This window comes from Actinomadura sp. 21ATH (assembly GCF_041951345.1).
GTDB lineage: Bacteria > Actinomycetota > Actinomycetes > Streptosporangiales > Streptosporangiaceae > Spirillospora.
Genome location: NZ_JBGNUR010000003.1, coordinates 419,364 through 444,099, shown reverse-complemented (window position 1 = coordinate 444,099; position 24,736 = coordinate 419,364). Strand labels below are relative to the sequence as shown.

At 75.1% G+C, this 24,736-nt stretch carries 22 protein-coding genes; 8 read left to right on the top strand and 14 right to left on the bottom strand.

Going from position 1 to position 24,736, the window contains the following annotated elements; all coding sequences use genetic code 11:
* The first annotated feature begins 1 nt into the window (after position 1).
* The 5 genes from ACA361_RS14270 (at position 2) to ACA361_RS14250 (ending at position 3,693) form a co-directional block, all read left to right on the top strand.
* A complete protein-coding gene (locus ACA361_RS14270; RefSeq protein WP_375012407.1) occupies positions 2-922 on the top strand; it encodes an ABC transporter permease in 921 nt (306 codons plus the stop codon).
* Positions 919-1,971 (top strand): ABC transporter ATP-binding protein, encoded by a 1,053-nt coding sequence (locus ACA361_RS14265; RefSeq protein ID WP_375012406.1) that lies wholly within the window; start codon positions 919-921, stop codon positions 1,969-1,971. Before ACA361_RS14270 ends, ACA361_RS14265 begins: the two co-directional genes overlap by 4 nt.
* Complete coding sequence (locus ACA361_RS14260) at positions 1,971-2,624, top strand: ABC transporter ATP-binding protein (protein WP_375012405.1); 654 nt, start codon at positions 1,971-1,973, stop codon at positions 2,622-2,624. Before ACA361_RS14265 ends, ACA361_RS14260 begins: the two co-directional genes overlap by 1 nt.
* Before the next feature lie 33 nt (positions 2,625-2,657).
* On the top strand, positions 2,658-3,257 hold the full coding sequence (locus ACA361_RS14255) for a superoxide dismutase (protein WP_375012404.1): 600 nt from the start codon (positions 2,658-2,660) through the stop codon (positions 3,255-3,257).
* A gap of 163 nt (positions 3,258-3,420) precedes the next feature.
* Complete coding sequence (locus ACA361_RS14250; RefSeq protein WP_375012403.1) at positions 3,421-3,693, top strand: hypothetical protein; 273 nt, start codon at positions 3,421-3,423, stop codon at positions 3,691-3,693.
* 35 nt (positions 3,694-3,728) lie between these two features.
* Here the strand turns inward: ACA361_RS14250 and ACA361_RS14245 are convergent, their stop codons facing one another.
* From ACA361_RS14245 to sigJ, 11 genes are all read right to left on the bottom strand, one after another.
* Positions 3,729-5,576 (bottom strand): ABC transporter ATP-binding protein, encoded by a 1,848-nt coding sequence (locus ACA361_RS14245; RefSeq protein ID WP_375012402.1) that lies wholly within the window; start codon positions 5,574-5,576, stop codon positions 3,729-3,731.
* A gap of 10 nt (positions 5,577-5,586) precedes the next feature.
* Positions 5,587-6,147, bottom strand: coding sequence for a TlpA family protein disulfide reductase (locus tag ACA361_RS14240; RefSeq protein WP_375012401.1), 561 nt, complete (start codon positions 6,145-6,147; stop codon positions 5,587-5,589).
* Positions 6,144-6,704 carry a MauE/DoxX family redox-associated membrane protein gene (locus ACA361_RS14235; protein ID WP_375012400.1) on the bottom strand — a complete coding sequence of 187 codons (561 nt, stop codon included), beginning with the start codon at positions 6,702-6,704 and terminating at the stop codon, positions 6,144-6,146. The genes ACA361_RS14240 and ACA361_RS14235 overlap by 4 nt, the downstream gene beginning before the upstream one ends.
* A 32-nt stretch (positions 6,705-6,736) precedes the next feature.
* Positions 6,737-7,762: an MvdC/MvdD family ATP grasp protein gene (locus tag ACA361_RS14230; protein WP_375012399.1), complete on the bottom strand. Its 1,026-nt coding sequence runs from the start codon at positions 7,760-7,762 to the stop codon at positions 6,737-6,739.
* A 4-nt stretch (positions 7,763-7,766) separates the two neighbouring features.
* Positions 7,767-8,051 carry a hypothetical protein gene (locus tag ACA361_RS14225; protein WP_375012398.1) on the bottom strand — a complete coding sequence of 95 codons (285 nt, stop codon included), beginning with the start codon at positions 8,049-8,051 and terminating at the stop codon, positions 7,767-7,769.
* Between the two features lie 103 nt (positions 8,052-8,154).
* On the bottom strand, positions 8,155-8,490 hold the full coding sequence (locus tag ACA361_RS14220) for a hypothetical protein (protein ID WP_375012397.1): 336 nt from the start codon (positions 8,488-8,490) through the stop codon (positions 8,155-8,157).
* Between the two features lie 26 nt (positions 8,491-8,516).
* Entirely contained in the window at positions 8,517-10,577 is a 2,061-nt protein-coding gene (locus ACA361_RS14215; RefSeq protein ID WP_375012396.1) for a BTAD domain-containing putative transcriptional regulator, read from the bottom strand.
* 83 nt (positions 10,578-10,660) lie between these two features.
* Entirely contained in the window at positions 10,661-11,302 is a 642-nt protein-coding gene (locus ACA361_RS14210) for an RDD family protein (protein ID WP_375012395.1), read from the bottom strand.
* A gap of 74 nt (positions 11,303-11,376) precedes the next feature.
* A complete protein-coding gene (locus ACA361_RS14205; RefSeq protein WP_375012394.1) occupies positions 11,377-13,092 on the bottom strand; it encodes a hypothetical protein in 1,716 nt (571 codons plus the stop codon).
* Positions 13,093-13,159: 67 nt separating this feature from the next.
* Positions 13,160-13,723 carry a dihydrofolate reductase family protein gene (locus tag ACA361_RS14200; protein ID WP_375012393.1) on the bottom strand — a complete coding sequence of 188 codons (564 nt, stop codon included), beginning with the start codon at positions 13,721-13,723 and terminating at the stop codon, positions 13,160-13,162.
* Positions 13,724-13,832: 109 nt separating this feature from the next.
* Positions 13,833-14,762, bottom strand: a complete 930-nt coding sequence (gene sigJ, locus ACA361_RS14195; RefSeq protein WP_375012392.1) for an RNA polymerase sigma factor SigJ — start codon at positions 14,760-14,762, stop codon at positions 13,833-13,835.
* A 109-nt stretch (positions 14,763-14,871) separates the two neighbouring features.
* Between sigJ and ACA361_RS14190 the strand changes: the two genes are divergently transcribed.
* The 3 genes from ACA361_RS14190 to ACA361_RS14180 all read left to right on the top strand — a co-directional run bounded on the left by ACA361_RS14190 (position 14,872) and on the right by ACA361_RS14180 (position 17,246).
* On the top strand, positions 14,872-15,243 hold the full coding sequence (locus ACA361_RS14190) for an MmcQ/YjbR family DNA-binding protein (protein WP_375012391.1): 372 nt from the start codon (positions 14,872-14,874) through the stop codon (positions 15,241-15,243).
* A 146-nt stretch (positions 15,244-15,389) separates the two neighbouring features.
* Positions 15,390-16,478 (top strand): hypothetical protein, encoded by a 1,089-nt coding sequence (locus ACA361_RS14185; protein WP_375012390.1) that lies wholly within the window; start codon positions 15,390-15,392, stop codon positions 16,476-16,478.
* A gap of 30 nt (positions 16,479-16,508) precedes the next feature.
* Positions 16,509-17,246: a glucose 1-dehydrogenase gene (locus ACA361_RS14180; RefSeq protein WP_375012389.1), complete on the top strand. Its 738-nt coding sequence runs from the start codon at positions 16,509-16,511 to the stop codon at positions 17,244-17,246.
* Between the two features lie 21 nt (positions 17,247-17,267).
* Here ACA361_RS14180 and ACA361_RS14175 read toward each other — a convergent pair whose 3' ends face one another.
* From ACA361_RS14175 to ACA361_RS14165, 3 genes are all read right to left on the bottom strand, one after another.
* A complete protein-coding gene (locus ACA361_RS14175; protein ID WP_375012388.1) occupies positions 17,268-20,522 on the bottom strand; it encodes a family 78 glycoside hydrolase catalytic domain in 3,255 nt (1,084 codons plus the stop codon).
* 102 nt (positions 20,523-20,624) lie between these two features.
* Entirely contained in the window at positions 20,625-21,890 is a 1,266-nt protein-coding gene (locus ACA361_RS14170; protein ID WP_375012387.1) for an ABC transporter substrate-binding protein, read from the bottom strand.
* Positions 21,891-21,914: 24 nt separating this feature from the next.
* Positions 21,915-24,734 carry a family 78 glycoside hydrolase catalytic domain gene (locus ACA361_RS14165; RefSeq protein WP_375012386.1) on the bottom strand — a complete coding sequence of 940 codons (2,820 nt, stop codon included), beginning with the start codon at positions 24,732-24,734 and terminating at the stop codon, positions 21,915-21,917.
* Between the last annotated feature and the right edge of the window lie 2 nt (positions 24,735-24,736).

Below are 24,736 nucleotides of genomic sequence, written 5' to 3'. Positions count from 1 at the left end.
CGTGAACGAGCAGACCGCCGGGATCCGGCCGCGGGAGGAGTGGCGCCCCGCGGGCCGCCGCCGGCCGGGCGGGACGGCGCGGCCGGGCGCCGCCGCCTCCGCCCGGATACGCGTGATCGCCGCCGTCGCGGTGCTGGTCCCGCTGATCGCCGTCATCGTGGTGCTGCCCTGGTTCGCCGGGGACGCGGCGACCGGGACGGTCGACTACGACGCGGTCCGGGAGGCGCCGAGCCCGGGCCATCCGTTCGGCACGGACGACGCCGGCCGGGACGTCCTCGCGCGCGCCGCCGCCGGCGCCCGCGTCTCGCTGATCGTCGCCGTCACCTGCGCCCTGGTCGCGACGGTGCTCGGCACCCTGGTCGGGGCCGCGTCGGGCGCGGCGGGCGGTCTCGTCGACGCGGCCGTGATGCGGCTGGTGGACGGCGTCAACGCCGTTCCCCACCTCCTGCTGGGCATCCTCATCGTGGCCCTCTACCGCGGCTCCCTCTGGGCGGTGATCGCGTCCATCGCGCTGACGCACTGGACGACCGTGGCCCGCATCGTCCGCGCCGAGGTGCTGTCGCTGCGGTCGCGCCCGTACATCGACGCGGCGATCTCCGGGGGCGCGTCCCGGCGCGCGGTCCTCTTCCGGCACCTGCTGCCCGCCGTGGCGCCGCAGTCGGCCCTCGCGGCCGTGCTGCTCCTGCCGCACGCGGTCTGGCACGAGACCGCGCTCAGCTTCCTGGGCCTCGGCCTGCCCCCGCACCTGGCCAGCCTGGGGACGATGGTCGCCGACAGCCGCGACGACGTCCTGATCGGCGCCTGGTGGACGATCGCCGCGCCCGCCGGGATCCTCATCGCGGTCACGCTCGCGGTGGCGGGCCTGGCCGGCCGGTGGCGGGACCGGCTCGTCCCGCGGCGCCGCTCGGAGCTGGCCCTGTGACCGGCGAAGCGAACGGCGCCGTGACCGGCGAAGCGAACGGCGCGCTGCTCACCGCGCGGGAGCTGTCGGTACGGTTCCAGCTGCGCGACTCGATCGTCCAGGCCGTCACGGACGCGTCGTTCGAGCTGCGCCCCGGCCGGCTGCTGGCGCTCGTCGGGGAGAGCGGCTGCGGCAAGAGCGTCCTCGCGTCCGCCCTGCTCGGGCTCCTGCCGGGCAACGCGGAGATCCGCGGCGAGGTCCTGCTGCACTCCGGGACCGGCCCCCCGCTCGAACTCACCACCGCGCCCGAACGCGTCCTCGCCCGCCGGGTGCGCGGCCGCCGGATCGCCCTGGTGCCGCAGTCGGCCGCCACCGCGCTGACCCCCGTGCGGACGGTCCGCGCCCAGCTCACCGAGACGCTGCGCGAGCTCCGTCCCGGCGGCGGCGACCGGAACCGCGAGGCGGACGCGCTCGCCGAGCGCGCCGGCCTGGACCCGGCCGCCCTGGACCGCCACCCGCACGAGCTGTCCGGCGGGATGGTCCAGCGCGCCGTGCTCGCGTTCGCCCTGGCCGCCGACCCCGACGTCGTCCTCGCCGACGAGCCGACCTCCGGGCTGGACCGGCCGCTGGTCGACACGGCCGTGGACGCCCTGCGCGGGCTCGCCGACGACGGCCGCGCGGTCCTGCTCATCACCCACGACATCGCCGCCGCCGAGCGCGCCGCGACCGACGTGGCGGTGATGTACGCGTCCAGGATCGTCGAGCGCGGCCCGGCCGCGGAGGTGTTCGGCGACCCCTGGCATCCGTACACCCGCGGGCTCCTCGCCGCCACCCCCGCCCGCGGCCTGACGCCCCTGCCCGGCCATCCGCCGAACCTCTCGGACCTGCCCGCCGGCTGCGCGTTCCGCGCCCGCTGCCCCCAGCGCGACGCCTGCACGGGCGACCCGTCCCTGGGGGACCTGCCGGGCGGCCGGGCGCTCGCGTGCGCGCTCCCGCCGGACGGCGCCGCGGCCGCCCTGGAAGGCCGGGCCGGCCGGGAGGCCGCTCCAGAACCCACGGGAGAACGCTGATGCTCAGCGCGACCGGCCTCGTCGCCGGCTACCGCCGCGGCCCCGACGTCCTCACCGGGGTGTCGGTCACCCTCGAACCGGGCCGCGTCGTCGGCGTCCAGGGGCCGAGCGGCTGCGGCAAGTCCACGCTCATCCGCGTGCTCGCCCTGCTGCACCCGCCCCGCGCCGGGAGCCTCAGCCTGGACGGGGAGGCCGTCCGCCGCCACCGCTACGCGGCGCCCGCCGCGCAGCGCCGCCGCGTCGGCGTGGTGTTCCAGCATCCGCGGGCCGCCGCCGACCCCCGCCACACCCTGCGGCGCATCGTCTCGGCCCACCTCCCGCCGGGCGCGCCGCCCGGGGAGGCCGACCGCCTGGCCGGACTCGTCGGGCTCACCCCCGACCTGCTCCACCGCCGGCCGCACGAGGTCTCCGACGGCCAGCTCCAGCGCGCCTGCCTGGCCCGCACCCTCGGCGCCGACCCGCGCTACCTGCTCTGCGACGAGATGACCGCCATGCTCGACGCGTCCAGCGCCGCCACGCTCCTCCACCTGCTCCGCGACCAGGTACGGGCGGGCGGCCGGGCGGCGCTCCTGGTCAGCCACGACCCCGCGCTCCTGGACGCCGTCTGCGACGAGACCCTCCAGTGGCGCGACCTCCAGGTATTGCATGCTTGATGCAACTGCGAACTATTTGCAATAGTGGACCGCATGACCTACACGCTTCCCGACCTTCCCTACGACTACGCCGCCCTCGAACCCGCCATCACCGGCGAGATCCTGGAGCTGCACCACTCCAAGCACCACGCCGCCTACGTCAAGGGCGCCAACGACACGGTGGAGAAGCTGGCGGAAGCCCGCGAGAAGGAGGAGTTCGGCGGGCTGGTCGGGCTGGAGAAGACCCTGGCGTTCAACCTGTCCGGGCACGTCCTGCACACGATCTTCTGGGACAACCTGTCCCCGGACGGCGGCGACCGCCCCGACGGCGCGCTCGGCTCGGCCATCGACGAGCACTTCGGCTCGTTCGACGCGTTCAGGAAGCAGCTCACCGCGGCGACCGCCACCGTCCAGGGCTCCGGCTGGGGCGTGCTGGGCTGGGAGCCGCAGGGCGAGCGGCTGATCGTCCAGCAGGTGTACGACCACCACGGCAACGTCGGCGTCGGCGCGGTGCCGCTGCTGGTGTTCGACGCCTGGGAGCACGCCTACTACCTGCAGTACCGCAACGTCCGCCCCGACTACGTCCAGAAGCTCTGGGACCTCGTCAACTGGAACGACGTCGCCGCCCGCTTCGCCGCCGCCCGGAACGGCTGACGGCGGCCGGGCCCGCCGGCCGCGGCGCCCACCGGACCCGGATCATGCTCAGAACACGGTCCCTCGGGGTGCGGTGGGCGCCGCTTCGCATCCTCCCATCCGGAGCCCCGGGTACGCTCACGACCACGGCACGCACCGCGTTCCCGCGCTCGGGGAGGACCTCATGGCTCGTCGCGGCGGATCCGGGCGGAAGAGCGAGGGCGACGACTTCGGCGGGATCTCCTCGCGCCGCGCGGCCTTCTACATCGCGATACTGGCCCTGACGAACCCCCTGGCGGCCCTCAAGGCCCTGGCCGAGGGACTCGGCCGGGCGTCCCGCAAGGCACTCCGGCTGGCGAGCCTGCCGTTCCGCCTCCTGGCCCTGCGGTCGGACGAGCGGCACCGGTCCCGCCGCCCGACCTTCGAGGAGCACCTGCGCCGCCACGACGACACCTGACGGCCTCCGGCAGAGGCCCGCCGGCGGGGGCGGCGTCACGACCAGGCGCGGTCCTGCTCCTGCTCCCGCTCGTAGCCGGACGCCTGGAGGCGGAACATGCGCGCGTACAGGCCGCCCGCCTCCATCAGGGCGTCGTGCGCGCCGCGCTCGGCCACCTCGCCGCCGGCCAGCACCACGATCGTGTCGGCGTCCCGCACGGTGTTGAGGCGGTGCGAGATCAGCAGCCCCGCCCGCCCGGCGCGGTGCTCGCGCAGCGTCCGGTGCGTCTCGTGCTCGGCCTCGGCGTCCAGGCCCGCGCTCGGCTCGTCCAGGATCAGCAGGTCGGTCCGGTCGCGGAGCAGGGCGCGGGCGAGCGCGACCCGCTGCCACTGCCCGCCGGACAGCATCACCCCGGTGCCGGGGTCGTCGTACGAGGGCGTGTCGAACGCGCGCGACAGCATCGTGTCGTAGCCGCGCGGCAGCGCCTCCAGGGCCTCGTGGATCCCGGCCCGGCGCGCGGCGGCCGCGATGCGGTCCCGGTCGCCGAGCGCGCCGGTGTCGCCGAGGCCGATGTTGTCGGCGGCGGTGAGGTCGTAGCAGACGTAGTCCTGGAACACCCCGCCGATGCGGCGGCGCAGCTCCCCGACCGGCAGGTCCCGCAGGTCCACGCCGTCCCACAGCACCGCGCCGCGGGTCGGGTCGTAGAACCGGCACAGCAGCTTGACCAGGGTGCTCTTCCCGGCGCCGTTCGGCCCGACCAGCGCGGTCGCGCCGTCCGCCGGGATCGTCAGCGAGACGCCGCGCAGCACCCACGGCAGGTCGTCGCCGTAGCGGAACCAGACGTCCCGCAGCTCGACCCCGCGCCGGAGCGGGCGGACGGCGGCGGCGCGCGGCTCCGGCGGCTCCGGCAGGTCGGGCTCCGTCTCGACCACGAAGCGGTAGTGGCCGAACAGCAGCATCGCCTCGTGCGTGCGCCCCGCGCTGCTGATCATGATGGCCAGGCCGTCCTGGACGCCGGCGACGGCCGCGACGAACATCGCCACGTCGCCCACGGTCAGCCGGCCCTGCCGCGCCGCGTTCACCGCCCACACCAGGCCCGCCCCCGCGACCACGGCGCCCAGCGCGCCGTGCACGCCCTGGACGAGCAGTTCCCGGCGGTCCATCCGGCGCCGCTGGCCGTTGATCCAGCGCAGCTCGGTCAGCATCCGCGCGCCGAACAGGCCGCCCAGCCCGTACAGGCGGACCTCCTTGGCGGCGCTGGTGCTGTTCAGCAGCTGCGCGTAGAAGAACTCGCGGCGGGTGGCGTGCCCCAGCCGGCCGTGGACGCGCGCCCGGTAGCGGCTCAGCCGGAACTGCCCGTTCAGCGCGACCAGCCCCGCGAGCCCGACGGGCAGCAGCATCCACGGGTTCAGGACGGCGAGGGTGCCGAGGAACCCGCCGAGCATGAGCGTCCCCTGCACGCCCGCGAGCGTGCCGCCGACCACCTCCGCCGGCCCGGACGACCCGGTCTCGCCGGCGAGCGCGAGCCGGTCCTGGAACCGCGGGTCCTCCAGGTGCCGCAGCCCGGGCAGCCGCGCCACCGCCGCGTACAGCCGCCGCCGGCACACCAGGTCGATCGCCCGCCCCAGCTCCGCCTCCACGTACGGGACGGCGTGCGGCAGGACGGCCGCCGCCACCCCGGCCAGCGCCAGCAGCAGGACGGGCACCAGCAGCGGGCGGCCCGGATCGGCCAGCCCGTCCAGGACGGTCTTGGTCAGCCAGGCCAGCGCCACCGGGACGGCGCTCGCCACGACGGCCAGGACGGCGCGCAGCACCAGCCGCCCGCGCCCGGACGACCAGGCCAGCTCCGCCACCGCCCGCAGCGAGCCCGCCGTGTAGCGCGGCTCCTCGTCGTCCACGGTCACGCCGGCCCGTTCACGCCGCGGTGTCGTCGGGGACGGGGATGCGTTCGGGCAGCGCGTAGCTGGCCACCATCACGTCCTCCGCGAGGACGGCGAACGCGGGCAGCGCGCCGACGCCGAACGCCTGGACGAGCGGCCCGTTCTCCTCCTCCTCGGTCAGCACCCGCGCCACGGGCGCCAGCTCCGCGCACAGCTCGTCGCGTCCCGGGCCCTTGCCCAGCACCACGGCCAGGACGCGGTCCCGGCCGCCGGGCGCCGCCCCGGCGCGGGCGAGGAACTCCGGCACGCTGTGCTCGCACGACTGGCAGCCCGGCGCCATGAACGCCATCAGCGTGGACCCGCGCAGATCGGCGCGGGACACCGGCGTCCCGTCCATGGTGGTGACGGTGAAGTCCCCGACCCGTTCGCCGGGCTCCACCTCCAGCGGCGGGGGATAGCCGGCGGCGGGGGCGCGGCCCCGCTCCGAGAGCAGCCGGGCCTGCTCGTTGAGCCGCCGGATCACCGCGAGCGTGAGCGCGATGTTGGCCAGGCACAGCACGCCGACGACCGCGACCGCGGCCGTGGACACCGTCATGGGGTCTCCTCGCTGGTAGCGGCCAGGGGGCGGACGAGATCGACGATCTCCTCCAGATCGATCAGCAGCAGGGCGGCCGCCGCGCCCGCGACCGCGGCGAGCACCGCCGCCGCGCCCGCCGGCGGCGGGCCGTCCCCGGCCAGTGCCGCCGCCGCGCCGCCGCCGGCGGCCAGCAGCAGCACCAGGTTCCGCGCGACGTGCGGGACGCCCGGCGGCCGCGTGCCCGCGCCGAAGCACCGGCACGGCACCCGCACCCGGCGCCGCATCATCGACAGCACCGCCGCGGTGAAGACGGCCAGCAGCACGGCCGCGGCCGCGAAGCCGAACGGGACGAGCGGCGGCACGAGCAGCGCCGCCGCCGCGGCCGCCTCGGCGGCGACCGCTCCGGCGGCGGCCGGTGCCGCGAGCGCCGCCGGGACCCGCACGGCGCCCGCCAGCCAGCGCCGGAAGTCCGCGAACGCCTCCCGGCCGGCGACCTTCGCGGCGGAGGAGCGGGCGAACGTGACCGCGACGGCCGCCTGGCAGCCGATCGTCAGGTAGGCCATCGCGTCGGCCACGCCGCCCGCTCCCCTCTCTCCGTACCCGGGCCCTAGTACCCGATCTGCACCGCGTCGCCGCGCCGGAACGGACCGCCCCGCTGGAGCAGGTCCGCCATGTGCGCGCCGAGCGGCAGGTCCAGGTCATGCTGCATCCACATGAACTGGCCGGCCGGGTTCACCTCCAGGAACACGTGCTCGCCCTCCGGCGTGACGATGAAGTCGACCGCGGCGTACACCGCGTTCAGCTCCGCCAGCAGCGCCTGGGTCCGCTTGACGACCTCCTCCGGCAGCGGGTGGTACTCGCCGTAGGGCAGCACGGCGACCTCGCCGGCCTCCCCGCGCCAGTCCACCCTGGTGGAATCCATCTCCTGCGAATTGATCGTCACCGGGAAGTAGGTGTTCCCGATCACGGTGAGCCGGACCTCGTAGGCCTTCTCGACGTACTCCTGGAACATGCACATCGTGTGGCCGACCCGGTCCAGGTTCTCCCTGATCTCGTCGCCGACGACCGCGGTGAGCAGCCCGCCCGGGAACGCGCCCGGGTAGTGGATCACCCCGCCGATCTGCGACTTGTAGACGATCTTCGGTCCGCCCCGGTCCAGCAGGGCGGCCACCTCCGCGGGATCGTTGGTGAGCAGCGTCCGCGGTACGCGGAACCCGAGCCGCTTGGCCAGCTCCAGCTGGTACGGCTTGAGCTCCCCGATCGCGTCGATGTCCGGACGGTTGACCCAGAGGCAGTCGGTCGCGCGCAGGATGCCGCCGACGGCCTGCATGGCCTCCTTGCGCGCGAACAGCTTCTCCGGTTCCGGCATGTCCGGCCCGAAGTCGAAGGCGGTGGGCCGGCGGTACCACACCGCCGAGAGCCGGTCGAGATCCAGCTCCCGGTCCTTGTGGCGCAGTACCCGCCGGCCGCCGTCCCCGAAGTCCGAGGTGGTGAACGTCAGCCGGCGCGGGAAGTAGCTCAGGTCCACGCGCACGACCTCGGTCCCCTGCTCGGACAGGGCCGTGATGACCGGGTCGACCGTCGGGTCGAACTCCTGGGTCAGGATGAGGACCCGGGGATCGGATGCGGTCATCGCGTCAGGCGCAGGTGTCGTCCCGGCAGCGGTCCGAGCCCTGATAGCAGCTGGTGTTGGTGTAGGTGGCGATACCGGCCGTGGGCAGCCCGGGCGGGGCGACCCACGTCTGGGTGCTCTCGTCGTAGTGGCCGGGCATCCGGTCGGCGACCTGGCCCTCCCAGTCCGCGGAGTAGAGGTAGGCGAGGGGCTGCAGGCGCGGGTCGGCCGGCTGCTGCGGCTCGACGTGGACGCCTTCGAGGAAGGAGAGCGCGGTGTGCAGCGGCTCTCGGGTCAGGGTGTCGGACATGGGGCGACCTCCTTCGTCACCGCGGGCGCGGCGACCTCGGACCTGCCGTCGTGGCGCGGCTGCCATGACGGAGCTCAAGGGCAGGACTGGACGGATCGGACGCTCAGGGCGGGGGCGAGCCGGACGGCTCGGTGATGCCGGCGATCCCGGTCACCTCGCCCGAGAACCGCCACACCAGGCCGGTCTCGTCGAAGTGCCCGGCCGTGAAGGCGAGGTCGTGCTCCGGCTCCCACTCGGAGACCACCTCGTACAGGTAGGCGAGCGGCGTGCCGGCGGCGTGCCTGCGGTGCGCGCGGACGTCCGCCGGGACCGCCCGCACCACCATCGAACCCTCGTGGAGCTCGGGACGGTCGAAGCGGAGGAACGCCGGGCCTCCCGGCAGCGGATGCTCGTCCTGGGCGGTCCCGGGGGAGTCGCCGGGGCGGGGTTCCTCGATCACGGACGCATCGTCGCCGATGGCCGCTCTCAGTTCGCTCTCAGCTCGCTCTCACGGCGCAGGGCGCGGTAGCCGAGCGTCGCCCGCAGCAGCCGCGCGCCGAGATCGTGGAACCCGTGCGCCGCGGTCTGCTCGATGGCCGCCGCCAGCGCCTCGTCCTCGGCCTCGAACCAGGTCGGCGGCCCGGCGGCGGCCGCGAGCTCGTGCGCGGCCCGCTCCGCGCGGCGCAGCCACCCGCCGAACGCGCGGCGCAGCGCCGCCTCCCGCGTCCGCGGCCGGTCCGCGGCCAGCGCCAGCTCCCGCGCGTAGAGCCGGAGGAGGACCGGCATGCCGTACCGGACCTGGCCCGCGGCGTCCTCGCCCAGCGGGTCCAGCAGCGCGGCGTCCGCCAGCGCCTCCAGGTGCGCGCGGGCCGCCTCCGGGGAGGTGCCGAGGACGGCGGTGGCCGCCCACTCCGGGAACGTCGCCGTGCGCAGCAGCCCGAGCAGCCGGAACGCGTGCCCGTGCGCCGGGTCGAGGTCCTCGTAGTTCTCCCGCAGCCGGGCCCGTACCGCCATGCCGCGGACGGCCAGCTCGTCCAGCCTGCGGTGCTCGGGGCGCAGATGCTCGGCGAGCCGGCCCGGGCTCGACCCGGGCCGGTGGGCGAGCCGCACCCCGGCGACGCGCACCGCCAGCGGCAGCCGCCCGCACATCCGGACGATGTCCGCCGCGGCCGGGTCGGCGCTCACCCCGTCGCGGCCCGCGGCGCGGCCGAGCAGCGCGACGGCGTCGGCGAGGGGCGGCACGTCCAGCCGGAGCGTCCGCGCGCCGGTCAGCCCGGCCAGCGGGACGCGCCCCGTGACCAGCACGGCGCAGCCGGGCGTGCCCGGGATCAGCGGGCGCAGCTGCGCGTCGTCCATGGTGTCGTCCAGGAGCAGCAGGACGCGGCGCCCCGCGATACGCGAGCGGAACAGCGACGACCGCTCGTCCAGCGACGGCGGGACGTGCTCGTCGGCCACCCCGAGGATCCGCAGGAACCCCGCCAGCACCTCCGCCGGGTCCACCGGCCGCGAGCCCGGCCCGCGCAGCACCGCGTACAGCTGCCCGTGGGCGAACAGCGCCGCCGCGCGGTGGGCCACGTGGACGGCCAGGGCGGTCTTGCCGACACCGGCCGTCCCGTTCACCACGAGCAGCACCGGCCCGCCGCGGCCGCTTCCGGCCAGCAGCGGGCCGCTGAGCGCCGCGACCTCGTCCCGGCGGCCGGTGAAGTCGCAGATCGCCGCCGGCAGCTGGCGCGGTACGAGCGCGCGGCCGCCGTCGCCGTCGCCGTTCAGCGCGAACGTGTGCGCGTCCAGCACCTCGCGGGACGGGGCGACGCCCAGCTCGTCGGCCAGCCGCCGCCGGACCCGCTCCACCTGGCGCAGCGCCGCCGCGTTCCGCCCGCAGGCGGCCATCAGCCGGATGAGCCGCGCCTGGAGGGGCTCGTCGTAGGGGGCCGTGGCCGCGACGTCCTCCACCAGCGCGATCGCGGCGTCCGGCCGGTCCAGCCGGAGCGCCAGGTCGGCCAGCGCGCCCGCGCAGTCGATGCGGGCCTGCTCCACCTCGCGGACGGCGGGGTCGTCGGCGGCCGGCTCGGGCCGCCCGCCCAGCAGCGGCCCGCGCCACTCCCGCAGCGCGTCCGCGAGCAGGGCGAGCCCGCGCTCGGGATCGCCGGTACGGGCGTACGCGGCGACCCGTTCCCGGAACCGGCCGATGTCGACCGCGCCGTCCGGCACCGCGAGCCGGTACCCCGACCCCGCGTGCTCCAGCCGTACGCCCGGCCCCACGGCCGTGCGCAGCCACGTCCGCAGCCGGGTCGCGGCGCACTGGAGCGCGCGGCGGCTGCCCTTGTCCGCGCCCCAGGCGAGGGTGAGCAGCCGGTCCTCGCCCACGATGCCGCCCGGGGTGAGCAGCAGCGCGCTCAGCAGCGCCCGCACGCTCGGCCCCGGCAGCGGTAAGAGCCGCCCGCCGGAGCGCACGGCCAGCTCCCCGAGGATGAGGAACTCCACGCCGTCCGGATCGCGGCGGCCCGGGTTCCCGGTGGTCAGGGTGTCGTCGGCAGGGTCGGCCATCGACAGCGCCCTTCGTCGTCCCAGTCAAGATCGACGTTAGGTCGCCGCCGAGGGCCGTTCAAGGAGTCCCGGGAGACGATTTTTCAGTGCTTGGCGTACGGGTCCGGCATGCCCGGCTCGACCTTGACGACGAGGGTGTGGGCGGCCTTGTCGTGCAGCGTCTGCTTGCGCGGGTCCCACAGGATCCACAGCGCGTCCAGCAGGCTGCCCAGCCCGCACGGGATGGCCAGCAGGATCTGCACCCCGTACCGCCACGCGGCGGTCCCCGAGCCGATCGCGCCGCCGTCCTGCTCCCGGACGACCCGGATGCCGAGGGCCATCTTGCCGAGCGTCTGCCCCGAGCGGGCGTGCATCAGCCAGAAGTACAGGAAGCCGAGCACGGTGGAGATGCCGCTGCTCACGAGGTTGCCGGCGATGTAGCCGCCGGAGGCGGCGGCGTTCGGGTCCGTCAGGGCGTCCCAGTCGATGAACGGCAGCGACAGCACCGTGCTGACGACGCCGATCAGGAGATTGTCGAGGACCACCGCGCCGAGCCGCGCCCAGCGGCTCGCCAGCCCGCCGTACGACCCGGCCCCGTAGCCCGGGACACCGCCGTAGGGCTGCCCCTGCCCGCCCTGCGCGTACGGGGACGGCCCCTGCGGCACCTGCCCGTACGGCTGCTGCTGCCCATAGGTCCCGCCGAAGGGCGGCGGCTGCTCTTCGGGACCGGGTTGCGGTTGCGTCATACGATCATCGTAAGGATTCCGTGCCGTCCGGCCCCGGCCGACCTCGGCCATGTCGCGTTCTCTCCCAGGGCGTGTCATGCCGGGTCGATGACCGTGCGGTCCCCGTCCCGCTCGTAGGCGACCACCTGGACGACCGGGAGCCGGGCCGTCTCCGGGGGCCTGCCGCCGGCGCGCGGGCCCGGCACCACCAGCGGGCGCGGCCCGTCCCGCCCGTCCCGCTCGCGGGTGCCGAGCTCGCCGGCCGCCTTCAGCCGTACGACCCCGGGGCCCGCCGCCGCCACCAGGTGCCAGCGCCGGGGCGACCGCCACCACAGGGCCGCGGCCAGCGCCGCGTCGGACGAGGCGGTGGCGCTGTTCGTCCCGCCGCGCTCCGACAGCACCCGCCCGGTGCCGGAGATCAGGACCGCGGTGCCCGCGGCGCGCCACGGCGTGGAAACGTCCACCGTCAGCAGCGTCGCCCCGCCGCCGCCGTCGGGCAGCCCGCCGGTCCACAGCCGGCCCAGCAGCAGGTCGCCCGCCTCGTTCAGCGTCGCCGCCCCCTCGCAGGCGACGGCGCGCAGCGCCGCCCACCGGAACCCGTCCGCCTCCGCCGCGCCCTCCGCCGCCCGACCCGGCGGGTCGCGGAACAGCACACGCGGCGCCGCCGACCGCGCGCTGTGCGAGGCGAGCTGCGTGACCGTCCGCGGCGGCCCGCCGGCCGGCCGGAACGTCATCTGGAACGCCACGTAGTTCTGGCAGTCCGGCGTGAACCAGTGCCACGGCAGCGGATCGCTCAGCCCGTCCCGGACCGCCAGGGGCCGCCAGTCGGGCGCGTCTTCGGACGGCACCGCGGCCCGCACGTCCCGCAGCCACGGCGGGACGAGGTAGCGCCACGTCATCCCGACCATGATGAGCTGGCCGCTGCCCGTTCCGAGCCGGCGGACCGACTCGACGCCGCGCGACAGGCGCCGCTCGAAGTACTGCGCCACGCTGGTCGCGTCCCGGTCGCCGGGGGAGTCGCGCAGGACGACGAGGGACGCGCCGTCCACCGTCCCGGCGTACAGGACGACGACGCGGCCGAGCGGCGGTTCGCGCGGGTCGGCCCGCCAGGCCCCGGCGGCCCGCCGCAGCAGCCCGGTGTCGTGCCGCAGCCCGCCCTGCGCGGGCCACTGGTCGATGGTCGGCGCGGCCGTCGCCCGCCACGCGCGCGGGTCGATCGCGGCGGGCCCGCCGGGCCGCCCGTCCGCCCGGGCGAGCACGAGCGCGGCGGCCCCGAGCAGCGCCGCCGCGAGCACGGCCGCGACGGCGGCGCGCCAGGCGGCCGGGACGGCGGGCGGCGGGCGCAGCCGGACGAGATCGGGCTCGAACGCCTCGATCTCGGCGCGCTGCGCGGCCCCGTCCAGCCCCGTCCGGCGGTCCACGGCGGCGGTGATCCGGTCCACGTCCCCGAAGCCGGTGTCGATGTGGGGGCGCAGCTCGGCGGCGACCTCCGGCGCGGTGAGGCCGCCGCGGCGCAGCAGGTAGGCGAGCCGCTCGTGCGGCGGCAGCTCCCGCAGCGCCGCCCGTACCGGACCCGCCGGTACGGGCCCGGGCTCGAAGAGGAGGCGGTGCAGCCGGTGCCGCCCGGCGGGCGGGTCGGTGAGCAGGATCGCGACGAGCCGCGCCCGCATGGCCGGGTACCCGCCGCGCCGCGCCCGCGCCGCGCCGGCGGCGGCGCGGCGGGCGCGCATGAGCGGGGCGTCGCCGTCGTCCAGCACCAGGTACGCGAGCCGCAGCAGGCCGGCGTGGTGCTCGCGATCCACCGTCCGCACCGGGGCACCTCCCGCTCGCATTGTGCGCACCGGTTGGTAACGGCCGGGTTGAGCGGCGCCCTGGGGCTCAGTCCTCGGTGGCGCTCTCGGCGGCGTCGGCGTTGGTGTAGACGAGGTGCACCACGCCGGTGGCCTCGAAGGTCGTCGAGGACAGCAGCTTCAGCGGCACGGTCTCGCCGTCGGTGAAGAGCTTCGCGCCGTGCCCGACGACGATCGGGTGCACGAGCAGGTGCAGCTCGTCGATCAGGCCCTGCCCCAGCATCCAGCGCACCAGCGCGGCGCTGCCGGTCGTGCCCAGCCGCGTGCCCGCCTTCAGCCGGGTCAGCTCCGCCGCGACGTCCCCGTTGATCAGCGTGGAGTTCTCCCAGGTGGCCTCGGTCAGCGTGGTCGACACCACGTACTTGCGGGCGCTGTTCATCGTCTTGGTCATCGGGTCCGCCGGGTCGGCGTTCGGCCAGTAGGAGGCGAACCCCTCGTAGGTGGTCCGGCCGAGGAGGGTCGCCTCGGCCTCGCCCATCAGCTCCCCGACGACGGCGCCCATCTGGTCGTCGAAGTACGGGAAGTGCCAGGTCTCCGGCGCCTCGATGACGCCGTCGAGGGAGATGAAGAGGCTGGACTTGATGAAACCCATCGCAAGCTCCTTTGATCGCGTCCGGGCGCCCGCCGCGGACGGCTACCGTCGATCACAGGTCGAACGGCGCCGCCGCGGATCGACACGTCTCCGAGGTTTTCTCCTGATTTCAGGAGATCCCCAGGTCCGGCACCCTAACGAGCTTGTCCGGGTTGCGCACGAGATCGATCGCGGTGATCAGCCCGTCGTCCACGGTGAACGCCATGACCGACACCCCGCCGCCGCCGTCGACGATCACCAGCCCCGGGGCGCCGTTGACGTCGGCGGCCAGGATGGTCAGCGAGCCGGCGGCGCGGGCCTGCGCGAGCATCATCGGCGCCACCCGCGCGGCCTCCCGCTCGACGTGCCGGATCGTGGAGACCTTGCCGCCGCCGTCGCCGCGCAGCACGACGTCCGGGTCGAGCAGCGCGATGAGGCCGGGCAGGTCGCCGGTCTCGCAGGCGGCGGTGAACGCCTCGACCAGCTCCCGCTGCTCGGCACGCGTCGCGGGGGTCCGCGGCCGCCCCTCGCCGACCTGCCGGCGCGCCCGCGAGGCCAGCCGGCGCACCGCCGCCGGCGTGCGGCCGACGACCTCGGCGATCTCGGGGAACGGCACGCCGAAGACGTCGTGCAGCACGAACGCGGTCCGCTCGGCCGGGGTGAGCCGCTCCAGGACGACCAGCAGCGCCATGCTCACCGACTCGTCGAGCGTGACGCGGTCGGCCGGGTCGGCCGGGCCGCCGGAGCGGGTCTCGACCAGCGGTTCCGGCAGCCATGTGCCCACGTACCGCTCCCGGCGCGCCCGCGCGCTGCCCAGGGTGTCGAGCGCCAGCCTGCTGACGGCGGTCGTCAGCCAGGCGCCGAGGTCGCGCACGGCCGCCGGGTCGTCGAGCCCGCGCAGCCGCAGCCACGCCTCCTGCACGCAGTCCTCGGCCTCGGCCAGCGAGCCCGTCATCGTGTACGCGACGCGCAGCAGCCGCGGCCGGTGGGCCTCGAAGCCCCGTGCCAGCCGCTCCTCGGCGTCCCGTGCGTCCCGCGTGTCCAGCTCGGTCGTCCCCATGCCCTGTTGACGAAACGACTGTCCCAGGTGTGACAGCGCTCTGCGAGCGGCCGGAGTGTCAGGGGTGGGTCGTAGCGTGTGTGCGGGCGGCTATTAGGGAGGTAGTGCGATGGGGTCTGGGGACGCGCTGTCGCGGTTGCGGGACATCTGCCTGGCGCTTCCGGAGGCGGTGGAGAAGCCGTTCGGCGGGCATACCGCGCCCTCGTTCCGGATCCGGGACAAGCTGTTCACGATGACCAGCGAGGACGGGACGACGATGATGCTCAAGGCCGGGCCGGGCGTGCAGGAGGCGCTGGTGGCCGAGGCTCCCGAGCGATTCTTCGTCCCGGCGTACGTCGGGTCCAAGGGGTGGGTCGGCGCGCGGCTGGACGTCGAGCAGGACTGGGACGAGATCGCCGAGCTCGTCGAGGACAGCTACCGGCTGATCGCCCCGAAGCGGCTGTCGGCGCGGATCCGGCCGCGGAGCGGCGAGCCCGGATAGGGCCGCGCCGCCCCCGCGTGCGGGGCGGCACCGGGACTATTGCGGCGATGCGCGGCCGCCTCTAAGGTGGACAGCTGTCCAGTCAGGTGACCAGTGTTTCGGTCGCCGCTGGGCCACCGGCACCGTTCCACCCGTCGAGGAGGACCATGGCCATCCGCGTCCTGCACGTGGCGACCGGCAACGTCGGCCGGATCGCCCTGTCGCAGCTGATCGAGGACCCCCGCTTCGAGCTGGCCGGGCTGGTCGTGTCGAGCCCCGAGAAGGTCGGGAAGGACGCCGGCGAGCTCGCCGGCCTCGACGTTGTCACCGGCGTGGCGGCCACCGGCGACCTGGACGCGGCCCTCGCCGTACGGCCCGACTGCACGGTCTACTGCGCGCTCGCCGAGACCCGGCTGTTCGAGGCGCTCGACGACGTGCGGAAGATCCTCGCGGCGGGCAGCAACGTCGTCGCCTCATCGCCGGTCCCGCTCGTCTACCCCTGGGGCCTGCTGCCGGACCGCATGATCGAGCCCATCGAGGACGCGTGCCGGGCGGCCGGGGTGAGCGTCTTCACCACCGGGATCGACCCAGGGTGGGCCAACGACCTGCTGCCGTTCGCCATCGCCAGCACCTGCCAGCGGGTGGAGCAGGTCCGCTGCTCGGAGATCGCCGACTACGCGACCTACGACGGCGCCCCGGTGATGTTCGACGTCATGGGCTTCGGCCGGCCCGTGGGGGAGGACCTCCCGATGCTGTTCCAGCCGGGGATCCTGGCGGCGGCCTGGGGCGTCAGCCTCCGGATGCTGGCGCGCGGCTTCGGCTTCGAGCTCGACGAGATCACCGAGTGGTTCGAGCAGGAGCCGGCGCCGGAGGCGTTCGACGTGGCCGCCGGGCACATCCCCGCGGGCGGGGTGGCGGCCGTGCGCTTCACGATCAGCGGCATCGCCGGCGGCAAGGAGGTGCTGGTCGTCGACCACACCACCCGGCTCCGCGACGACCTGCGCCCCGACTGGCCGCGGCCGGCGCAGGACGGCGGCTCCTACCGCGTCGAGATCGTCGGCGAGCCGTCCTACCGCGTGGACGTCTGCCCGTCCAGCGCCAAGGGCGACCACAACCACGCCGCGATCGCCGCGGGCGCCGGCCGCATCGTGAACGCGATCCCCGACGTCGTCGCGGCGCCGCCGGGCCTCCGGACGCCGCTCGACCTGCCCTTCAACACCGCCCGCGGCGTCTTCGCCGCGGCGCTGGCCGGCTAGGACCCGCTCACCAGCGAGAGGACGCGAACGATGGGACGTGTGGACGGAAAGGTCGCCCTCATCAGCGGCGGCGCGCGCGGCATCGGCGCGGCCAGTGCCCGGGCGCTCGCCGCCGAGGGCGCCGAGGTCGTGATCGGCGACATCCTCGACGAGGAGGGCAAGGCCGTCGCGGACGAGCTGGGCGGCGCCGCCCGCTACGTCCACCTCGACGTGACGAGCCCCGAGGACTGGACGGCCGCCGTCGAGACGACCGTCGCCGAGTTCGGCAGGCTGAACGTGCTGTTCAACAACGCGGGCATCGCCAACGGCGCCGCCATCAACCGGTTCAAGCTGGAGAAGTGGCAGCAGATCATCGACGTCAACCTCACCGGCCCGTTCCTCGGGATCCGGGCCGCCACCGACGCGCTGATCGCGGCCGGCGGCGGCTCGATCATCAACAACTCCTCCATCGAGGGGCTCCGCGGCACCCCCTGGGCGCACGGCTACGTGGCCTCCAAGTGGGGCCTGCGCGGCCTGACCAAGTCGGTCGCCATGGAGCTGGCCCCGCACGGCGTCCGGGTCAACTCGCTGCACCCGGGCCTGATCCGGACCCCGATCACCGAGGGCATCCCCGACGACATGGTCCCGATCCCGCTCGGCCGCCCGGGGCAGCCCGGGGACGTCGCCTCCTTCGTGGTGTTCCTCGCCAGTGACGAGTCGTCCTTCGCCACCGGCTCCGAGTTCGTCATGGACGGCGGGACCGTCAACCAGATCCCCCACAAGGGCTGACGGCCGCCGCCCAGCGTTTCCTCAGCGTCCCTTGGCCGCGGTGAACGTGAACGCGCCCGAGGGCACCGAGTACACCGCGTACCCGCCCTCGTCGCGCAGGAACGTCGCCCTGGCCGGGGCCCGGACGTGCTCGTACCCGCCGGTGGGCAGCCGCACCTCGGCGGTGGTGTTCGCGGGGATGGTGACCCGGAGCTCGAAGCGGTCTCCGGTCCTGCTCCACGAGCTGCGGGCGGGGCCCTGCGGGGTGGAGTAGCCGCCCTGGACGTGGCGCAGGTCCCCCACCGGCTTCGGCTGGACGATCAGCCGGCCGTAGGCGGTGGAGCCGGGCGCCGGCCGGATCCCGGCCAGGTGCGCGTGGAACCACTCCTCGATCTGGGCGAGGATCATGTGGTTCTTGGAGTCGCCGCGGTTCCAGCGCTCCCCGATGGTGGTCATGCCGCCGGGGTTGGCGGGGGTGGACGCCATGAAGTACCCGTAGCTCGGCTGATCGTCCTCCTGGAGCAGGTCCCACAGGACGTCGTCGCGGCCGCCCTCGGCCAGGGCCCGGATGGTGGGCGCCATGCCGATGGTGCCGCCGCTGAAGTGCGGGCCATCGCCGTTGGGGTGGAACGCGTACACGAGTTCGACGAGGGCGTCCAGGACGCCGGCGCGCCTGCCGTCGGGCACCAGCCCCGCGTCCAGCGCCAGGGCCTGGGCGGTCTGGGTGGCTCCCGCGGTGCCGCCGTTCCCGGTGGCGGTGTAGCGGCCGAGCGTCTCGTTGAAGAACGCCTTGTTGAACGCCTGCTTGATGTCGGCGGCGAGCTGCCAGTACGCGCGGGCGTCGGCGGCGTGGCCGGTCAGCTCGGCCATGCGCGCCATCTTGCTGATCATCACGTAGTAGCCCCAGGTGCCGGTGATGCGGCCCGAGGTCTGGTCGGCGGCGACCCAGTCGGCGAGCGCGGCGTCCACGATGTGCTCGTTCGCGCCGGTGCCGGCCTTCTCGCGCCGGATGTAGTCGACGTACTTCACCATCCGGTCGTAGTAGGTGGTCATCGTCTGCGTGTCGCCGTACAGCTCGTACAGGAAGGACGGCACCAGCACGATCGCGTTGCCCCAGTTGATCTCGTCGCCGAAGCGGCCGGAGTAGCCCCAGTCGTACACGGGGGTCTTCAGCGCCACGTTCCCGGCCATCGGGGTGTCGGCGATCGACTGGCCCTCGACGAGGTGCCGCATGGTGGTGCGCATGTACGCGGCGAGCTCGAAGTTCCGGTGGATGGCGCCCATCGGCATGGTGTAGTCGGCCGGGTACGAGAGCTTCTCCCGGCCGGGGCAGTCGGTGAAGACCGACATGATGTTCCCGGCGATGGAGTAGCGCGCCATCTTGTGGATGCGGTTGATGCGCGGGTTGGAGCTGCTGAACGTCCCCGCGTCGGGCGTATCGGCCTGGAGCCGGACGCCGGTGACGAGATCCCGGGACGGCTTGTAGCCCTCCGGCAGCCCGGTGACCTGCACCCACTGCATGCCGAAGTAGTTGAAGCGGGGCTGCCAGGTCTCGCCGCGCCGGTCGCCGTACGCCGTGTAGGTGTTGAACAGGTCGGTGCCGCGGGATCCGCCGCCGCCCATGAGGGACGCCTGGTCGACGGTGCCGTCGGCCTTGAGCGACTCGGCGGGCGCCACCTTGACCGTCGTGCCGGCCGGGAGCCGGTCCAGGTCGAGCCGGGGCACGCCGACGATGTTCTGCCCGAAGTCGAACACCCAGGTCCCGGGCGCCGGGCTGGTCATCGCGACCGGTGCCAGCTCCTCCTGGACCTTGATCGGCTCGGCGGTGCGGGCGACGAGCCGGGTCGCGAGGTTGGGCGGCGGGGCGATGCCCGCGGCGGTCCAGCCCATGGCCGAGCCGTCGCGGCGCCGGGCCGCCGGGCCCAGGTCGGCGCCGGGCAGGTTCCAGCCGGGCTGCTCGCGGCGGGCGTCGTGGTCCGAGCCCGAGTACCAGGCGTCGGTGACCAGGGGCCCCAGAGCGGTGCGCCAGGCCCGGTCGGTGACGACGGCGTCGGTGCCGCCGTCGCTGTAGGTGATCTCCAGGCGGCCGATGAAGCGCGGTGTCACCGCGGCGCCGGCGGACGGGTCGCTCGCGGCGATGTTGTTGCCCGAGCCGGTGACCCGCGCCCCGGCCGCGTGCGCGCCCGACAGCGCGGGCGTGAACGTGATGCCGGTCCCGCCGGCGCCCGCCGTGCCGATCGCGGTGATCCGGCGGGATTCGAGGCGGTCGCCGCCGTCGCCGGTGTCGATGTTGATCGTGCCGCCGACGTGGTAGCCGGCCACGTCGTCGAGCCTGACGGTGGTGGCCCCGGCGGCGGCCGCGGCGGCGAGCGTCCCGTTCCCCTTGAGCTGGCTCTGCCACCAGGAGTACGGCGAGGTGCGGCCCACCGCCGGATTGGTGACGCTGCGCCGCACGTAGGCGGGGCCGTTGCCCAGCTCCACGCCGATGCTGTTGGCGCCGCTCCGCAGGATCCGGGTGAGGTCGTACGTCCGGTACTCGCTGGAGAGCTGGTAGTTGGAGTTGCCGGGCGCCAGCACCTCGTCGGTCACCTCGCGGCCGTTGACCGTGGCGTGGTGGAGGCCGACGCCGGACAGGTACAGGCGCGCGTCCGCGACCTTCTTGCCGCGCGGCACGTCGAACCGGCGGGCGAAGATCGGCATGGGCCGGTCCTCGGTACGGCCGGGATGGTCGATCCACCGGGCGGCGCCCCAGTCGGCGGGCCGGAGGAGGCCCATCGACCAGGTGGCGGGCGCCGACCACGGGGAGGGGCGCCGGTCGGCGTCCCAGACCCGCACCCGCCAGGCGACCGTCTGGCGGGAGCGCAGCTCGCGGCCGAACGTGACGCTCTGCCGGGAGCCGCCGACCCGGCCGGTCCGCCAGATCAGCTCACCGGCCTTGAGCTTCCGCACGCTCTCGGCGGCCTCGACCTCGTAGGCGGTCTGCCGGTCGCCCGGGCACGCGGCCCGCGCGCCCGGACGGCGGCAGGGATGCGACGCGGCGAGCCGGGTCTCGGCCATCTGCCAGCTCAGGGTGGGGCGCGGATCGTCCAGGCCCATCGGGGAGCCGTGGCGGCCGTCCACGCGGAGCTGGACGGCCGCCACGCCGCCGTACCGGCCGCGGTCGCCGGGAGCGGCGTGGGCGCTGCCGCAGAGCGGTACGACCAGGGCGAGGGCCGTGCCGGCGGCGATCAGCGCGCGCCCGCCGTACCTGCCGTGTCCGTCGTGTCTGTCGTGCCTGGTGCGTCTGCCGGATGACATGGGGTCTCCTTCCGGGTGCGTTCGGGCATGCGGCCGCCGCGCTCCGGGCCGGGACGGCCGGGGGACCGTCCCGGGAAGCGCCGGGGAGCGGCGGGACCGCTCCTACTTCTCCTTGTAGGCCGCGTCCATCCGGCGCAGGACGGCGTCCGGGCGGGCCTTACCGGCGAACATGTCCTGGACGCCGGTGAAGTGCGCCTGCTGGACCTTCGGGTTGGGCCAGAGCTGGTCCATGAACGGGACGGTCCTGTTGGCCTTCTGGAAGTCGACCAGCGGCTGCAGAGTCGGGTCGAGCTTGAACGAGTCGTTGGGGATGCTCGGCAGGTTGCCGGTGGCGTTCGCGTACAGGTTCATGGCCTCGGGCGTGGCGAGGAAGTCGATGAACCGGCCCGCCAGCCCGGCGTTCCTCGCCTTGGCGTTCATGGCGAAGGCCCCGCCGGCGGCGCCCGGCATGCGGGTCTGGGCGGCGTCGTCGGTGGCGGGGACGGGGAAGAACCCGAACCCGGTCCCCTGCGGGGCCTCGGACTTGACCTGGTTGAGGGTGGAGGTGACCTGGATCGCGGCGACCGCGTCGCCCTTGGCCAGCTGCGACACGGAGGTCTCGAACGAGGTGCCGAGCGGGTCCTTGGAGAAGCAGCCCCGCTCGTTCATCTCCAGGTACTTGTCCATGGCGGTCTTCCACCCGGACCCGGCGAAGGTGGCCGTTCCGGCCTTCATCTTCTGGTCGAAGGCGGGGTCGGCGGCGTACACGGTGGTGGGGACCAGCGCGTAGTCGGCGAGCTGCGTGACCCAGTCGGTCTGGTTGCCGAGCGCGAACGCGACCTTGCCCTTGGACCTGGCGGTGTCGCAGAACGCCAGCAGCTCGCGCCAGGTCGCCGGGGGCCGGGCGCCGACCTCGTCCATGGCCTTCCTGTTGTAGAGGCCGCCGATGCCCACGAACGTGAGCGGGACGACGTACGTCTTGCCGCCGACCTGCGTCACCGGCCTGATCCCGGGCGGGATCTTCGGCGTCCAGGAGCGTCCGGACAGGTCGGCGAGGTAGCCGGTCGGGGCGAGCACCTCGATGGCGCCGGCGTTGCCGTTGCCGGGCCAGGCGAAGAACACGTCGGGGGCGGTGCCCGAGGACAGCTGGGTGCGCAGGGTGCCCTGGTACTGGTCGGTGTCGGAGTAGGAGGTGGTGAACTCCACGCCGGGGTTCTTCGCCTTGAACGCCTTCAGCACCGCCTCGGTGCCGGCGCGGTCGGTGGCGACGGCGGCGACGCGGAGCGTGTCCGAGCCGCCGGAGGAGCCGGAGCCGACGCCGCTGCTGCACGCGCCGGTGACGAGAGCGCCCGCGGCGAGGGTGGCCGTGAGCCGGTGAACGGGACTCATCTGGAGTCCTCCTCAGGAGAGGGGTTACGGGGTGGTGGGGGGACGCGGTTCGGGACGTGCGGTGAGAGCCTCCGCAGCGCCGGGAGCGCCCGGCTCGCGCGGGGCGGCGGCGCTGAAGCGGTAGGTCCCGGAGGCCAGCCGCACGGCCAGCTCCCCGGGGCCGCCGCCGGCGATCTCGATGCCGGCGCGCCCGCGCGGCTCCGCCTCGCCTTCGAGGACGCCGTCCGGCTCGGCCGTGGGGATGCGCAGGGTCGCGCGGGCGCCGGGCGGCACCGTCACGTCCAGGCGCAGCTCCCGCGGCCCGCCTCCGGATCCGGGCCGGAGCGACCAGCCGCAGGCGAGGGTGCCCAGCGGGGTCTCCTGCCGGGCGCGGGCCCAGGTGAGGCCGCCGCCGACGTGCGGGCGCAGCAGCGGGCGCCGGTACGCGACCGAGCCGGGCTCCTGGCCGATGCCGGCGACGCCGCCGTACAGCCAGTCGCCGACCGAGCCGAGGCTGTAGTGGTTGAACGAGTTCATCGCCGGGGACTGGAAGCCGTGCTCCTCGGTCCAGCCGTCCCAGCGCTCCCAGATCGTGGTGGCGCCGTGCCGGATCGAGTAGGCCCAGGACGGATAGGTGTCCTGGTGCAGCAGGGCGTACGCCAGGTCGGCGCGGCCGTGCGCCGCCAGCACCGGGCACAGCAGCGAGACCCCGACGAACCCGGTGGTGAGGTGCCGGCCGCGGGCCTCGATGTCGGCAGCCAGATGGTCCACGGCGGCGGGGACGAGCCGTTCGGGCAGCAGGCCGAACGCCAGCGCGAGCAGGTGGCCGGTCTGGGTCCCGCCCCGCACGAGGCCGTCGGTCTGGTCGACGAAGGCGTCCACGAACGCGGCCCGCACGGCCTCGTGCAGGGCGCCGTAGCGCTCGGCGTCGGCGTCCTCCCCGAGGACCCGGGCGGCCAGCGCGACGATCTGCGCGCTGCGCGCGAAGTACGCGGTGGCCAGCACCTCGCGCGGGGTCTCGGCGTTCACCTGGAGCCAGTCGCCGTAGTGGTTGCCGGTCCGGTGCCGCCACACGAGGCCGGGGTTGTGCCGGTGGACGTGGTCGACCCAGGCGGTCATGGCGGCGTACGAGCGCTCCAGCACGCGGCGGTCGCCGTACGTGCGGTACAGGTGCCAGGGGATGATGACGCCGCCGTCGCCCCACGCCGGCGCGCCCTCCCGCTCGACGCACAGCCTCGGCGCGACGTCGGGGAACGCGCCGCCGGCGTCCTGCCCGTCGACGACGTCGCGCATCCAGCGGGCGAAGAACGCGGCGACGTCGGCGTTGCGGCAGGCGGTCGGCAGGAACACCTGCGCGTCGGCGAGCCAGCCGAGCCGCTCGTCGCGCTGCGGGCAGTCGGTGGGGACGGACACGAAGTTGCCGCGCTGCCCCCACACGATGTTGGCCTGGAGCCGGTTCACGGTCGCGTCCGAGCAGGCGAACTCCCCGGTGAACGGGGTGTCGCTGTGCAGCACCCGGCCCACGACGTCCTCGGGCCGCAGGTCGCCGGGGTGGCCGGACACCTCCAGGTACCGGAAGCCGTGGAAGGTGAACCGCGGCTCGAACACCTCGACCGGCTCGCCGGCGGCGACGAAGACGTCGGTGGCCTCGGCGGTGCGCAGGTTGGCCGTGTACAGCTCCCCCTCGGCGAGCATCTCGGCGTGCCGCAGCCGGACGCGCCGGCCGCGTTCGGCGCCGCGGACGGTCAGCCGCACCCGGCCGACCATGTTCTGCCCGAAGTCGACGATGTGGTGGCCGCCGGGGCGGCGGGTGACCGTCAGGGCGGGCAGCTCCCCGGTCACCCGCACCGGCGCGTCGGACGCCGCCCGCAGGACGGCCGTGTCCCGGCCGAGCACGGCGGCCGCGTGCCAGCCGGTGTCGTCGTACCCGGGGCGGTCCCAGCCGGGCAGGCCGGCGCGGGCGTCGACGCACTCGCCCATCAGCAGGTCCGCGTACCTGATCGCGCCGTCGCGCTCCCGCCACCCCTCGCCCGTGGCGATCCACCGCCGGGAGCCGTCGGCGTGGTCCAGCAGCAGCTGCGCGATCAGTTGCGGCGCCCGGCCGTAGTGGCGGGCCTGGTGGCGCGAGTCGAACCCGACGAACCCGCTCCACCAGCCGTCCGCGAGAACGGCGCCCAGGACGTTCTCGCCGTCCTGGAGCAGGCCGGTCACGTCGTACGCCTGGTACGGCACGCGCCGGCGGTACTCGGTCCAGCCGGGGGCCAGCTCGGCGTCCCCGACCTTCCGGCCGTTCAGGCGCAGCTCGTAGAGGCCGCGGGCGGCGGCGTAGAGGCGGGCCCGCACCGGCCGCGGCCCGTCGAGGCGGAAGGGGCGGCGCAGGTGCGGGCACGGCTCCAGGTGGCGGGTGCGGTCGGTGCGGTCGCCGTCGCGGGGCGGGTCCATGACGGCCCCGGTCTCCTCGTCGCGGCCGATCCACCGGGCGTGCCACTCGTCCGGGTGCAGCAGGCCGCTCTCGAACCAGGACTCCGCGCGGCCGGCCGCCGACCCCGCGGCGTCCCACACCTGCACCCGCCAGTGGTAGCGGGTGCAGGACTGGAGCGGCGGCCCGTCGTAGGGGACCAGGACGCCGTCGCCCGCCTCGCGGCGGCCGGTGTCCCAGATGAGCCGTTCCGGGTCGTCCAGGTCCCGGCGGGCGAGCGCCGCGGTGAGCCGGTACGCGGTCTGGGCGTCGCCCCGGCGGGACGAGCGGAGCTTCCACGACAGGCGCGGGAGCGGCTCGTCCAGGCCCAGCGGCGTCTCCAGCATCTCGCAGGCGAGCCCGTAGGGGGTCAGAACGTCCCGGGGGAGCGGCTGTGCGTTCGGCAAGG

Bases quoted from the DNA above. Each gene is read 5' to 3' on its own strand.
- ACA361_RS14180 (WP_375012389.1), top strand. From the start codon at position 16,509: ATGGGACGTGTGGACGGAAAGGTCGCCCTCATCAGCGGCGGCGCGCGC.
- ACA361_RS14200 (WP_375012393.1), bottom strand. From the start codon at position 13,723: ATGGGTTTCATCAAGTCCAGCCTCTTCATCTCCCTCGACGGCGTCATC.
- ACA361_RS14210 (WP_375012395.1), bottom strand. From the start codon at position 11,302: ATGACGCAACCGCAACCCGGTCCCGAAGAGCAGCCGCCGCCCTTCGGC.
- ACA361_RS14230 (WP_375012399.1), bottom strand. From the start codon at position 7,762: ATGACCGCATCCGATCCCCGGGTCCTCATCCTGACCCAGGAGTTCGAC.
- sigJ (WP_375012392.1), bottom strand. From the start codon at position 14,762: ATGGGGACGACCGAGCTGGACACGCGGGACGCACGGGACGCCGAGGAG.
- ACA361_RS14260 (WP_375012405.1), top strand. From the start codon at position 1,971: ATGCTCAGCGCGACCGGCCTCGTCGCCGGCTACCGCCGCGGCCCCGAC.
- ACA361_RS14185 (WP_375012390.1), top strand. From the start codon at position 15,390: ATGGCCATCCGCGTCCTGCACGTGGCGACCGGCAACGTCGGCCGGATC.
- ACA361_RS14255 (WP_375012404.1), top strand. From the start codon at position 2,658: ATGACCTACACGCTTCCCGACCTTCCCTACGACTACGCCGCCCTCGAA.
- ACA361_RS14170 (WP_375012387.1), bottom strand. From the start codon at position 21,890: ATGAGTCCCGTTCACCGGCTCACGGCCACCCTCGCCGCGGGCGCTCTC.
- ACA361_RS14175 (WP_375012388.1), bottom strand. From the start codon at position 20,522: ATGTCATCCGGCAGACGCACCAGGCACGACAGACACGACGGACACGGC.
- ACA361_RS14215 (WP_375012396.1), bottom strand. From the start codon at position 10,577: ATGGCCGACCCTGCCGACGACACCCTGACCACCGGGAACCCGGGCCGC.
- ACA361_RS14240 (WP_375012401.1), bottom strand. From the start codon at position 6,147: ATGACGGTGTCCACGGCCGCGGTCGCGGTCGTCGGCGTGCTGTGCCTG.
- ACA361_RS14190 (WP_375012391.1), top strand. From the start codon at position 14,872: ATGGGGTCTGGGGACGCGCTGTCGCGGTTGCGGGACATCTGCCTGGCG.
- ACA361_RS14225 (WP_375012398.1), bottom strand. From the start codon at position 8,051: ATGTCCGACACCCTGACCCGAGAGCCGCTGCACACCGCGCTCTCCTTC.
- ACA361_RS14250 (WP_375012403.1), top strand. From the start codon at position 3,421: ATGGCTCGTCGCGGCGGATCCGGGCGGAAGAGCGAGGGCGACGACTTC.